At 69.4% G+C, this 12,160-nt stretch carries 11 protein-coding genes and 1 pseudogene; 9 read left to right on the top strand and 3 right to left on the bottom strand.

The annotated features are described in order from the left end of the window. The 6 genes and pseudogenes from ECOMGDLI_RS00415 to ECOMGDLI_RS00390 form a co-directional block, all read left to right on the top strand. A partial coding sequence (locus ECOMGDLI_RS00415; protein WP_088312523.1) for an alpha-L-rhamnosidase occupies positions 1-2,219 on the top strand: 2,219 nt, incomplete at its 5' end. Positions 2,220-2,420: 201 nt separating this feature from the next. Continuing rightward, positions 2,421-2,691: pseudogene (locus tag ECOMGDLI_RS36545) on the top strand (low molecular weight phosphatase family protein); the annotation flags it as partial. 120 nt (positions 2,692-2,811) lie between these two features. Then, positions 2,812-3,273: a MerR family transcriptional regulator gene (locus ECOMGDLI_RS00405; protein WP_198954399.1), complete on the top strand. Its 462-nt coding sequence runs from the start codon at positions 2,812-2,814 to the stop codon at positions 3,271-3,273. Between the two features lie 94 nt (positions 3,274-3,367). Then, positions 3,368-4,600 (top strand): multidrug effflux MFS transporter, encoded by a 1,233-nt coding sequence (locus ECOMGDLI_RS00400; protein WP_088312522.1) that lies wholly within the window; start codon positions 3,368-3,370, stop codon positions 4,598-4,600. A 42-nt stretch (positions 4,601-4,642) separates the two neighbouring features. Then, the gene (locus ECOMGDLI_RS00395; RefSeq protein WP_088312520.1) at positions 4,643-5,665 is read left to right on the top strand and encodes a zinc-dependent alcohol dehydrogenase family protein; all 1,023 of its coding nucleotides are present in this window, start codon (positions 4,643-4,645) and stop codon (positions 5,663-5,665) included. A gap of 30 nt (positions 5,666-5,695) precedes the next feature. Then, a complete protein-coding gene (locus tag ECOMGDLI_RS00390; RefSeq protein ID WP_088312518.1) occupies positions 5,696-6,097 on the top strand; it encodes a cupin domain-containing protein in 402 nt (133 codons plus the stop codon). Positions 6,098-6,223: 126 nt separating this feature from the next. Here the strand turns inward: ECOMGDLI_RS00390 and ECOMGDLI_RS00385 are convergent, their stop codons facing one another. Continuing rightward, positions 6,224-7,093 (bottom strand): hypothetical protein, encoded by an 870-nt coding sequence (locus tag ECOMGDLI_RS00385; protein WP_088312516.1) that lies wholly within the window; start codon positions 7,091-7,093, stop codon positions 6,224-6,226. 837 nt (positions 7,094-7,930) lie between these two features. Between ECOMGDLI_RS00385 and ECOMGDLI_RS00375 the strand changes: the two genes are divergently transcribed. After that, positions 7,931-9,016 (top strand): CHAT domain-containing protein, encoded by a 1,086-nt coding sequence (locus ECOMGDLI_RS00375; protein ID WP_088312512.1) that lies wholly within the window; start codon positions 7,931-7,933, stop codon positions 9,014-9,016. A gap of 14 nt (positions 9,017-9,030) precedes the next feature. Here the strand turns inward: ECOMGDLI_RS00375 and ECOMGDLI_RS00370 are convergent, their stop codons facing one another. After that, positions 9,031-10,593, bottom strand: a complete 1,563-nt coding sequence (locus ECOMGDLI_RS00370) for a restriction endonuclease (protein WP_088312511.1) — start codon at positions 10,591-10,593, stop codon at positions 9,031-9,033. Positions 10,594-10,793: 200 nt separating this feature from the next. Between ECOMGDLI_RS00370 and ECOMGDLI_RS00365 the strand changes: the two genes are divergently transcribed. Further along, a complete protein-coding gene (locus ECOMGDLI_RS00365) occupies positions 10,794-10,976 on the top strand; it encodes a hypothetical protein (protein ID WP_088312509.1) in 183 nt (60 codons plus the stop codon). Between the two features lie 16 nt (positions 10,977-10,992). Continuing rightward, a complete protein-coding gene (locus tag ECOMGDLI_RS00360; RefSeq protein WP_088312507.1) occupies positions 10,993-11,307 on the top strand; it encodes a hypothetical protein in 315 nt (104 codons plus the stop codon). A 508-nt stretch (positions 11,308-11,815) separates the two neighbouring features. On the opposite strand, the gene ECOMGDLI_RS00355 is transcribed toward ECOMGDLI_RS00360, so the two are convergent. Beyond that, positions 11,816-12,160 (bottom strand): hypothetical protein (locus tag ECOMGDLI_RS00355; protein WP_233153242.1); only part of this gene is annotated, 345 nt, incomplete at its 5' end.

Raw genomic sequence — 12,160 nt, 5'->3', positions numbered from 1 at the left:
ACGAGGACCTCGCCGGTGCGCCGCTGCTGCGCGGCGAGGTGCCGCTCGATGCCGGGCACGGGGAGGTGGTGGCGGCGCGGCTGCTGGCGACCGCGCACGGCGTGCTCGAGGCGTACGTCGCGGGGCAGCGGACCGACGAGGACGTGCTGACGCCGGGATGGTCGTCGTACGAGTGGCGGTTGCGGTACCGGGAGTACGACGTCACCGCGGCGGTGGCCCGTGCGGCGACCGCGGGCGACCCGGTCGTCATCGGCCTCGCACTCGGCAACGGCTGGTGGCGCGGGCACCTCGGCTTTCTCGGCAGCAAGGCCGTCTACGGCTCAGAGCTGGCCGGGCTCGCCGAGCTCGAAGTGACGTTCGCCAACGGTCACGTCCAGGTCGCCGGCACGGACACCTCGTGGCGAGCCGGGCCGTCGGCGACGACCGCGAACGACCTCTACATGGGGCAGACGATCGACGCCCGGCTGCGCGACGACGCCTGGCTCGCCACCGGCGCCGACGTCTGCGACGCCGCCGGCTGGCACGGCGTCCACGTCGTCGACCGCGACCCCGCAACCCTCGTGCCGTACATCGGGCCTGCCGTCCACCGGCAGGAAGCCGTCGCACCGCAGAAGGTGTGGACCGCGCCGTCCGGGCGGACCGTCGTCGACTTCGGGCAGAACCTCGTCGGCTGGGTCCGGCTGCGCGCCCGCGGCGAGGCGGGCGCGACGGTGACCGTCCGGCACGCCGAGGTCCTCGAGCCGGACGGCGAGCTGAGCACCCGCCCGCTGCGCACCGCGGAGGCCACCGACCGGTTCGTCCTGTCCGGCTCGCCCGACACGGACGACGTCTTCGAGCCGACCTTCACCTTCCACGGCTTCCGGTACGCCGACGTCGACGGCTACCCGGGCGAGCTCACCCTTGAGAACGCGGCCGACGTCATCGAGGCGATCGTCGTCCACTCCGACCTGGAGCGGACCGGGACCTTCGAGTGCTCCGACCCGCTGCTCAACCGGTTGCACGAGAACGTCGTCTGGTCCCAGAAGGGGAACTTCCTCGACCTGCCAACCGACTGCCCGCAGCGCAACGAGCGCCTGGGCTGGACCGGCGACATCGCCGCCTTCACGCCGTCAGCGGCCTACCTGTACAACGTCGCCGACTTCCTCGGCGACTGGCTCGCCGACCTCGACGCCGAGCAGGCCGCCCGCGACGGGCTCGTCCCGCACGTCGTCCCCGACAACCTCAAGTACGACCCGCTCCCCGAGTTCTTCCCGCGGGCGGAGACGACGGCGATCTGGTCGGACGCCGCCGCCTGGGTGCCCTGGGCGCTCTGGCAGGCCTACGGCGACCTCGAGGCGCTGCGCCGGCAGTACCCCGCGATGGTCGCGCACGCCCGCCGCGAGGCGTCGCTGTTCTCCGCGAACGGTCTGTGGGACAACGGGTTCCAGTTCGGCGACTGGCTCGACCCGACCGCCCCGCCGGAGAGCCCGTTCGAGGCCAAGGCCGACACCGGCGTCGTCGCGACCGCGTCCGCGGTCCGGACCTTCGACATCGCCGCCCGCACCGCGGCCCTGCTCGGCCACGACGACGACGCCGCCGGGTTCGCCGGCCTGCGCGACCGTACGCGGAACGCCTTCGTCGAGCACTACGTCGGCCCCGACGGCACCATGCGCTCCGACTGCCAGACCGTCTACGCCCTCGCGATCGTCTTCGACCTGCTCGACGACACCCAGCGCAACGCCGCCGGCAAGCGGCTCGCCGACCTCGTTGCCGACGCCGGGTACAAGGTCTCCACCGGCTTCGCCGGTACTCCTTTCGTGCTCGACGCGCTGACCACGACCGGCAACCTCGACGCGGCCTACCGGATGCTCACCGAGCGAGGCTGCCCGTCCTGGCTCTACCCGGTCACGATGGGTGCCACGACGATCTGGGAGCGCTGGGACTCCCTGCTCCCCGACGGCTCGGTCAACCCCGGCGAGATGACCAGCTTCAACCACTACGCCCTCGGCGCCGTCGCCGACTGGATGCACCGCACCATCGGCGGGATCGAGCCGCTCGAGCCCGGCTACCGCCGGATCCGGGTCGCCCCGCGGCCGGGCGGCGGCATCACCTGGGCGAAGGCCTCGCTGCGCACGCCGCACGGCGAGGTCCGGGTGTCGTGGTCGGTGGGCGCGGACGGCGCACTCGACCTCGACGTCGAGGCCCCGCCCACGGTCGAGGTCCTCGTCGACCGGCCCTGACCGAGGCTCGCCCACTGCTCCTTGCGTGAATGCACGAGGCGCGGTCCTGACTCGTCCATTCCGCCGGTCACTCGAGAGAGATCCTCCGAACGCCAAGATCTTGCCCAACGGTCTGCCCAGGGCAATCCGCCACCACGTCCACACCCGGAACCGGCGGACACCCCAGATCAGCAGCGAGACGCTCATCGTTCGAACCTGCCCAACCCCGTCGCCGTCGGGGGCATGCACGAACACGGCATCGACATCGCCGGCGAGTTCCCCAAGCCTGGACCGACCAGACCGTCCGAGCCGCCGATGTCGTGATCACCATGGGCAGCGGCGACGCCTGCCTGGTCTTCCCCGGCAGGTGGTACGAGGAATGGGTCCTCTACGACCCGGCCGGCCGCGCCGTCGACGACGTCCGCGACATCCGCGACGAGATCGGACGCCGTTCCGCAAGCTCCTCGCCGGGCTCGAGGTCCCCGTCGGCTGAACCGGACGACGGGTTCGAGCCACGTCCGGGCCGGGCGCACGGAGCGGCGAACCGCGGTGCGAGGCCTCGAACAAGGTAGGGGTTGACTTCGAGTACTTGAAGTTTTCTACCGTAGGTCTCGTGACTTCCCGACCCGCCACCGCCGCCGTATACACGATCAAGGACGTGGCCACCCTGACCGGGCTTCCGGCGAGCACGTTGCGGTACTACGAGTCGATCGGCGTCATAGAGCCGGTGGGCCGCGGGGAGAGCAGCGGGCATCGGCTGTACACCGAGGCGGACCTCGACCAGGTCACGTGGCTTGCCTGCCTGGCGGCCACCGGCATGTCCGTGAGCGATATGAAGGACTACGTCGCGAACGGCCGGCTCGGGCCGACGGCCGCTCGGGAGCAGATCGCGCTGCTGCAGGCTCAGGACGAGCGGCTCGCCCGGGAGGCGGAGCAGATCGCGCTGCGCCGCCGGTACGTCCGGCTCAAGGTCGAGTACTGGCGCGCAGTCGACGCCGGTGACGCCGAGCGGGCGGAACTCCTCGGCCGGGAGGCCGGCTCGCTCGCGGGCGAGCTCAAGCGCACTAAGAGGTAGGGCCGGCAGCTTCACCGTCCGCCGTCCCCGTCGGGCACTGACCCCTGCGGGTCGCCCCGTCGCGCGCCCGGAGCGCGCCAGAGAGAGGTTCTGCATGTCCGAGACCACCCTGCGCCGGGCCGGCGACGTCGTCGGCGCCCGGCCGGCAGCCGTGGTCACTCCGGCCCTGGTCGCGACCGTCGTTCTCGTCACGGCGGTCGCCCCGATGGCCACTGACCTGTACGTCCCGGCGTTCCCGCGGGTGGCAGACGATCTCGGGGCTACCGCGACGCAGGTTCAGCTGACGCTGACGACCTTCTTCGCCGGGATGGCGCTCGGGCAGCTCGCGGGAGGGCCGGTCTCCGACCGGTACGGCCGGCGCGGCCCACTGCTCGCCGGGCTCGCTGTCATGGCCTTCGCGTCGGCAGTGTGCGCGCTGACGCCAAGCATCGCCGTCATGCTGCTCGCCCGCAGCGTCCAGGGGTTCGCGGGCGGCTGGGCCATGGTCGTGGCCCGAGCCGTCGTCGTCGACCTCGCCCACGGCACCCGCCTCGTGCGCGTCCTCAACGTCGTCGCGGCGGTGGGCGGTCTCGCTCCGGTCGTCGCGCCACTTCTCGGTGGGGCCCTGCTCCAGGTGAGCGGCTGGCGGGCCGGGTTCTGGGTCGTCGCCGGCTTCGGGGTCGCGATCGCGTTGGCTGCCGGACGGACCGTCCCCGCACGTGCCGCCGGCCGGGCGGGCCGGGGCGGGACGGCGCCCACGGTGCGGCAGGTGCTGCGCAGCCGGGAGTACGTCGGGTACCTGCTCGTCGCCGGCGCGGCGATGGGCGCCCTGTTCGCCTACGTCGCGACCTCGGCGTTCGTCCTGCAGACGATGAACGGCCTGTCCCCGATGGCGTACTCGATCGACTTCGCTCTCAACGCCGGCGGAATGGCACTCGCCTCCTTCGCGGCCGCGCGGCTCGCCGGGCGGGTCGCCACCCGCACCGTCGTCCTGACCGGGCTCCTCGCAGCCCTCGCCGCCGGCCTTGTCATGCTCGCCGGCGCCCTGTGGCTCGGCACCCCGCTCCTGGTCGCGCTCGGCTGCTTCTTCGTTCTCATGTGTGCCGTAGGTCTGGTCGTCCCGAACGCCGGAGCGCTCGCCTCGGCCGCCGTCCCCGACCATCCGGGCAGCGGTTCGGCCGTGCTCGGTTTCACGATGTGGGTCGCCGCCGGCGGTACCGCACCTCTCGCCGGCCTCGGCGGCCAGCACACCGCCGTCCCGATGGCCCTGCTCATGACCCTCGGCGCCGTCTCGGCCCTCACGGCGCTGCTCGCCCTGACACCGTCCACACGTCCCTCGAACCGCTGACCCGCTGACCCGCTGACCCGCTGACCCGCCAGGAGGTCCACCATGCGTTCCGTCGTCCTGCACGCCCCCGGTGACGTCCGGGTCGAGGACCGTTCCGACCCGACGATCCAGCAGCCCAGCGACGCCGTCATCCGGCTCGTCGCGACCTGCGTCTGCGGCTCCGACCTGTGGCCCTACCGCGGCATCGAGGCCCTCGACGCCCCCCGTGGCATGGGCCACGAGTACGTCGGCATCGTCGAGGAAGTCGGCGGCGAGGTGCGTAACGTGCGGGCCGGGCAGTTCGTCGTCGGCTCGTTCTTCGCCTCCGACAACACCTGCGAGATCTGCCGCTCCGGCTACCAGAGCCACTGCGTGCAGCGGGAGGGCGCCGCCCCGGACGGCGCCCAGGCGCAGTACGCGCGGATCACCCTCGCGGACGGCACGCTGGTGCCGCTGCTGGAGACCCCCGACTCCGACCTCGTCCCGTCGCTGCTCGCGGCGTCCGACGTCCTCGGCACCGGCTGGTTCGCCGCGGTCGCCGCTCAGGCGGCGCCCGGAAAGACCGTCGCCGTCGTCGGGGACGGCGCGGTCGGCCTGCTCGGCGTCCTCGCCGCGCGCGAGCTCGGCGCCGAGCGGATCATCGCGATGAGCCGGCACGAGGACCGGCAGAAGCTCGCGCTGTCGTTCGGCGCCACCGACGTCGTCACGGCCCGGGGCGACGAAGGCGTCGCCGCCGTCAAGGAACTGACGAACGGCCTCGGCGCGCACAGCACGATCGAGGCGGTCGGCACCCAGGAGTCGATGATGCAGGCGATCCGCGCCACCCGCGCCGGCGGTCACGTCGGCTACGTCGGCGTCACCCACGACGTCCAGCTGCCCGGCATGGACCTGTTCTTCTCGGGCGTCCACCTGCACGGCGGCCCGGCACCCGTCCGGCGCTTCCTGCCCGACTTGATCGACCGGATCCTCGCCCGGTCCATCGACCCCGGCCTCGTCTTCGACCTCACGCTCCCGCTCGAGCAGGCCGCCGACGCCTACACCGCAATGGATCAGCGCACCGCGATCAAGACCCTGCTCCAGCCCTGACCCGTTCCACCGCAACGGAAAGGACACCCCGTGAAGGTCACCACCAGCGCCGGCCGGACCGCACCCGGCCCCGCCGAGACGTTCACCGGCACCGTGTTCGTCGACCCGGTCCGCACTCCCGACGAGCACACCGCGATCGGCTGCGCGCACGTCCGGTTCGCCCCCGGCGCCCGCACGTTCTGGCATTCCCACCCCAAGGGACAGACCCTCTACGTCACCGACGGCATCGGCTACGCGTGCCGACGCGGCGGCGACCCGGTCGAGATCCGCCCCGGCGACGTCGTCTGGATCGAACCCGGCGAGGAGCACTGGCACGGCGCCACCCCGGACCGGTTCATGGCCCATGTAGCGATGCAGCAGGCGGACGAGAGCGGCACCGTCGTCACCTGGCTCGAACCTGTCAACGACAGCGACTACCCGGCCGCGCGATAGCCGCACCACCATCCCGGGCGACGCGTGGTGGCTGGGTCAGACCGCGACGGCGGTCTCGCGAATGATCACTCGCCGACCCTCACCCGTCGCCGGTGGAGACGGGTGCGGGATCACGCGCTCATGCCGTCATGCTCCGGTCGACTTCCTAGAAGACATCTCCAATCCGATCACCGTCAGCAGATCAGTCCCACAACTGTCGAACCAGACCTGATGAGCATCCGGCCCAAGGACGTCGGCATACAGTTGCCGTGCTGCGCCCCAGTCGTGGTCGGCAATCGAGGGCAGGAGAGTCAGGTACTCGGAGCGGGCAGCCAGGTGGACCTGTCGGCAGTGAGTGAGGAACTCCGCGCTGATCCGCCCGGAACGCACCTCGGTGGCAGCCGCGATGCGGGCCTCGATGAGGCGGATCACCGTCCCGGCGGTCAACGGCGCCCCGGGGTGCCCAAGCGCTCTGGCGAGCGGGCCGAATACCGCGGGCGGCTCGAACACTTGCACGACCGCCTGCTGCAGACGGTCGCGGTCCAGCCGACCCGTGTACGCGATCTCCGCCAAGACGTCTTTCAGCTCACGGCGTGCCGCGGAGGTAGCCGACGGATGGTCGAGCAGGCCGAGCATGGATTCCGCGGCCTGCCGCGATCTGTCGCGGTTGGACCGGCTGTCCCCCAGCCAGGTGGTGAGCGCCCGCAACGCCTGGCGGACGGGGACGTAGTCCTCCCCCCAGTACAACCACAGGAAGATCGGCACCTGGGCGAGGTTCCGCACGTGAATGGCGCCCTGTTGCCTCTTGTCGAGCAAGGTCAGGAACAGCATCCGCTGGTTGCGTCCGTACACAGCCTTGGCGGACCCCTTGCCGCGCCCTTTGGGGCGCCGAGCCGGACGGTCGAGCAGCCCCTGAGCGACCCAATCGGTGACCAGCCGGACCGTCACACGGTGCCCTCGACTGACGGCGTCCGTGATCAAGTCATCGATGGTGCCAGGCCCGTTGATGGCGTCCACGAATAGAAACTACACCGAATCAGCGCCACCGTCAGGCTCACGCGGAGTCATAGCCCCTGCTGGTCGGGCTACGGTGGTCGATAGAACTGACAGGCGAAGTCACATTCATCAGCACACCGGAGGAAGACCATGACCGCCCAGAGCCCTACCCCGCTCGCCAAGGGCCTAGCCCACATCGCGGTTGGAGTCGTCGCCACCTACGGCGTCCGCAAGCTGTTCCGACCCGGCCCGTCAACACAGCTCGTGGTCGCCCTCGCGTCCATGTTCCTTCACGAGCAACTGGACGCGCCTCTTGCGGCCCGACTGACGTCGATGAGGCTGTGACCCACAGCCGAGTCGTGACTCAGCCACGAGTGCGCGATGGTCGCCGTCCGACCCTGGTCCGCTCAATGCGCTCTCCAAGCTCGTCCGCACCATGACGACCGGCCCAGGGCACGCAGCGGGGGCAGCGGCTCCCGGCGCCTAGCCGTATGTTGCGGCCAGCCACTTCGACGGCGAACCCGCGAATGCCACCACCTCGAGCAACGCCAGCAGACCTGGTGCTTGCTCATACCCTCCCGGCAGTGGTGGTCGTTCCGCTGACAGTACGGGTGACAGCAACGAGGCTGCATTCGGCCACACGCAACGGGACGACCTGAGGGGATCACTCCTGCTCAGAAGCTCGGCCCATACCCCGACGGACGGACCCGAAGCGGCAGAAGATCGGAAGGTCGGCGGTTCGACCCCGCCCCTGGCCACCACAACAGGGCCTCTGTTCAGCGGAAATGCACCTCGCACTTTCAGCTGGCCCGCCTAACGAGCGAGGACTTGTCGGCATCCCCGGGTAGCGTCGCTGACATGTCTGTGAGTCTTGCCCGCCAGTCGGTTACGAGTGCCCGCAAAGAACTGGAAGCACATCTCGCGAAACAGGTCACCGAGGAGAAGAGGGCCGCCGCCCTTGACCGTGAAGCTGATACCAAACTGCGCAGCGCTAGGTCTACGAAGAGCCCGAGTCTCGGGGACAGCTACACGAAGCAGGCGATCAAGAAGCGAGAAGACGCCTCCGCCGCACGCGAGAGGGCGGCGAAGCACGCCGCCAACGCAGCCAAGGCACAGGCGAAAGTGCACAAAGCCGAGACCAACCTGCGGGATCAGGAACAGGCTGAGGCGAAGAAGCTGGAGGCCAAGCGCGTCGCGGCGGACAAGAGGGCAGCAGCCGACCGAGAGCGCGCTGATCGGCGCAAGGAGGCCGCTCATGATCGTGAGGTGGCGGGATTGAGGGCACGTCTGGACGAGCAGGGCCGACTGTTGACCTCCGCCCCGTGGCAGCAGGTCCCCGAGACGATCACCATCCTCTTCATCGCCTCCAGCCCTGAGGATCAGCAGGGTCTACGAATCGATAGAGAGATGCGCGAAATTCAGCAGAAGGTGCGATCTGCGGATCACCGCGATTCTCTTCGTTTCGAGTTTGCCGTCGCCGCGCAAGCCGCCGATCTGTTGCAGCGCCTCAACGAGTCAAAGCCTGATGTTGTCCACTTCTCTGGTCACAGCAGCCGTGATGGGCTGGCCATGGAGGATCAGGACGGGCTGACTCGGGTCCTCTCCACCAAGGAGCTGGCGATGCTCTTGAGCGTCAGCAGTCGGCGCATCAGGCTGGCGGTGTTCAACTCTTGCGAGTCCGCCGAGCATGCAGAGGAGGCGGTGGCACACCTCGACGCCGCCATCGGGATGGACCAGCCGATCGGCGACGACGCAGCGCAAACGTTCGCGGGTCAGCTCTACAGTTCGATCGCTTTCGGGCAGCCCCTCAGCCTCGCCTTCGCGCAGGCCTCGCTACAGATGCAGATGGTCCTTGGAGCGCAGTCCGGCGAACCTCAGCTCTTCCTGGCGGACGGCATCGATGGCGACGAGTTGGTGCTGGTCGATCCTTCGGCATCTGCCTAGCAGAGTCGTTCCGTCTACTCAGGTTGGTTGCCCAGGTCTTCGCTGGTCCAGTCTGGCGGTACACGATCGAGCCCGATGAGTACGTCGATGTGTAGGTGCTCCTTGAGCAGGTGCCGCAGTTGGCGGCCTTCGATGATGGTCATGCGGCCGTTGCGTGCGGCGAACTCACGGCTGGCTTGGCCGACCCAGGAGGTGGTGACCAGAATGCCCTTGGCGGCGTGCTTGTCGTCCATCACGCCGGCCAGCGCGTTGACGGCCTCGAGTCCCACGATGCGGGAGTAGCGCTTGGCCTGGATGACACAGAGTCCGCCGATGATTGGGTCTTCGTTGATGACGACGGCGTCAACGCCGTCGTCGCGGGAGGCTTGGGTGACCCATGACTTCATGCCCATGGCTTCGAAGAGTTCGCGGACGAGGTGTTCGAACTCGACGGGCTTGAGTTGGAGGAGGTCGGGTCTGCTGTCTAGGCCTGCGACGACGTTCATCTCCTCGACGAACTTGTAGCGAGACAGGTCGAAGGTGACCAATGGCCGGACAGGCTCCAGGTCATAGGGGTGCGGCGACACCAGCGCGTTCAGGTGTCGCAGGCAAGCCTCTGGGTCGAGTTCGGGTTCGTCCAGGTGGATGGCGTCCATCTCGTCTCGGCCGGCGCCGACACTGATCAGGCACGGCCGGATCGGCTGTCCGGTCGCGCGGTCCTTCGTACGGACGTACCCGTTGATGGAGACACGGGTGACGATCGTCGCCGGGCTGGCCGCGAATGCCTCGGCCAGTGTCCGGAGAACGATCCGCGCGATCAGGCGGCCGTAGATGGCCTTGGTCTCGGCCGGCTTGCGGAGGACGGGCTCGATGGCGTCGCGGGCTTGGACATACCGGTAGCCGGCTGCCGAGGACACGACATCCACTCGCGGTAGGTCGAGCTCGATCACGAGCTCACGCAGCTCTGGCCGGTAGTCGGCCGCTGCTGCACCGTCCAGTCCGGCCGGGTACACCGACGAGCTCAGCTCGTGCAGCACGGCCCCGACCATGGCCGCAGGGCCACCGTCGTTGAAGCGACGTTCGGCGGCGACGGACACCGTCGGCGCGGGGCGGGCCCGGCCGCCCAGGAGTCGTTCGAATGCCTCGTCGTCCGCTGCGACGGCATCGGTTCGGTGCGCAGCCTCGGCGATCTTCACTTCCCTGGAGCGGGTCTTCGCGGCTCGCGCCTCGGCTGCGGCCGTCTTCTCCTTGAGGGTCGCTGCCTTCTTGGCCGCTTGTTCCGCGCGCGCTCGCTCGAGCTCGGCTTGCTTCTCTCGAGCGGCTGCGGCTTGCCGTGCCTCCCGCTCTGCCTTCGCCACGGCGGCCTGCTGCTCGCGGTCACGCGCAGCCCGGGCACGCTCGGCCTCCCTGAGGCGCTTGACCGCCTCAGCCTGCTGCTTGCGTTCCCGAGCGGCCTGGGCGCGGGCGTCGTCCTTGGCCGCCTTCTCGGCCGCGGCCCGGGCCAGCCGCTCCTCCCTCAGACGTTCCCGCTCTCGAGCGGCGCGCGCCTTGGCCATCGAGCCCAGGACTTGCTCGAACACACCCTTGCGACGCGCCATGCAGCAACACCCCCGTGTCCGAGCCGGCCACATGAGGATCACCTGCCCGCCCGCAACGCGCAACAGTGCGTGCCCGACGGTCAACCCAACGGAATCGACACCAGGGTGCCTCGACCTAGACGTGCGAGTCCTCGTGGCTGTCGGCCCTCCCGGCTACCCTGGAAGCGTCGACAGGATCAGCGTGGGCAGGAGGGGCCATCATGCGGCGGGTCGTCACCGTGAGCGAGATCGAGGCCATGACACCCGCCGAACGCGCCCAGTCGTTCGAGGACTCGATCATCTACGACCTCGACCAGGTGCCCGCCGAGTACCAGCCGGCCCTCGAGGCACAGCGGCAGCGGGTCCTCGACCGCGAAGCCCGGCTCCGCGGCAACGCGTCCTGACCGCCCGAACCCACCGGTGGCTGATCGGCGCGTCGTCCGTGCGACCCCGGACTTCTTCGCTCTCATCGACGCCCAGCTCGGCGACGAGCGCGGCCCGAACGACGAGCCGACCTCGGCCGAGTTCGAGGCCTACGAACTGCTGGCGATCATCGAGAGGTTCGCTATCGGCTGGGACGACCTGCCACAGCAGTTCCCCGGCCGTCCCGAGTACCGGCTCCTCATCGCCGCCGGCCGGCTCGTCCCGATGGTCGCCGTCGTCGGTCAGCACGCCCCCGACGGAGCGGTCGAGCTCATCGACATCGCCATCGACCTCCACGGTCCCTGGAGGTGATGCGCGAGCATGCAGTCCGGGTAGCAACGGCCAGCGCCGACAGGTTGCGGTGATTCTCGCCCAGGAGACGCCCAGAAGATCCTCACCAGACAACGAGGGAGGGCATCACTGCAGGTCAAGGCCCGCTTCGGGTGGCATAGATGGTCTTCTGAAAATCGGAAGGTCGGCGGTTCGACCCCGCCCCTGGCCACCAGAAAAGGGCCTCTGACCAGCGGAAATGCACTACGTTTCCGCAGGTCACAGGCCCATCGTCGTTTCGGGGCCCGCTTCGTCCGTCGATGACCACCGGGGACAGCCGGACACCACCGGACAGCCGCTTCTCCAAGATCACGCCCATAGTGCGCCCACGAGGAGCGTACCCGCCCGCGCCAGGACGACTCTTCCCGCTGCTGATCAGGCACGACGAGAGACTCGTTCGGACCCGCCCGGAAGTGACCGTCCGACGTCGGATCGGAAGATCAATTGCGTGGTCAGTCGTGTGTGTCTCTGCCAGGACTCCCTGGCACTGCTAGACCGGCGTGTCGAGTTCGTTGTCGCCGTAGGTGGCGGTGATGTCGCTGACGATGATGCGGTAGCCGTCGTACCAGCGGCGGACTTGTTCTTTGGCTTGCAGGTGCTGGGGGAAGCGGCCGAGGTCGCGGAGGGCTTCACGGTCGGTGAAGTAGTAGATGGCGTTGACGATGACGCCGTCGGCGGATTGGTAGGTCTCGACGTGGTCGAAGCCGGGCAGGCTGCGGGCGTAGTGGTCGATCTGACCGTCGAGATGGTGGAAGTCGTCGTCGTAGGTGCCCGGCTTGAAGATGAACTGGACGCAGATCACGACATGCTCGAGCTGTGGGACTGGACCCTCGGC

The organism is Kineosporia sp. R_H_3, assembly GCF_002198675.1.
Lineage (GTDB): Bacteria > Actinomycetota > Actinomycetes > Actinomycetales > Kineosporiaceae > R-H-3.
Note: the sequence above shows the minus strand (reverse complement) of the source record. Positions and strands in the feature narration are given on the sequence as shown.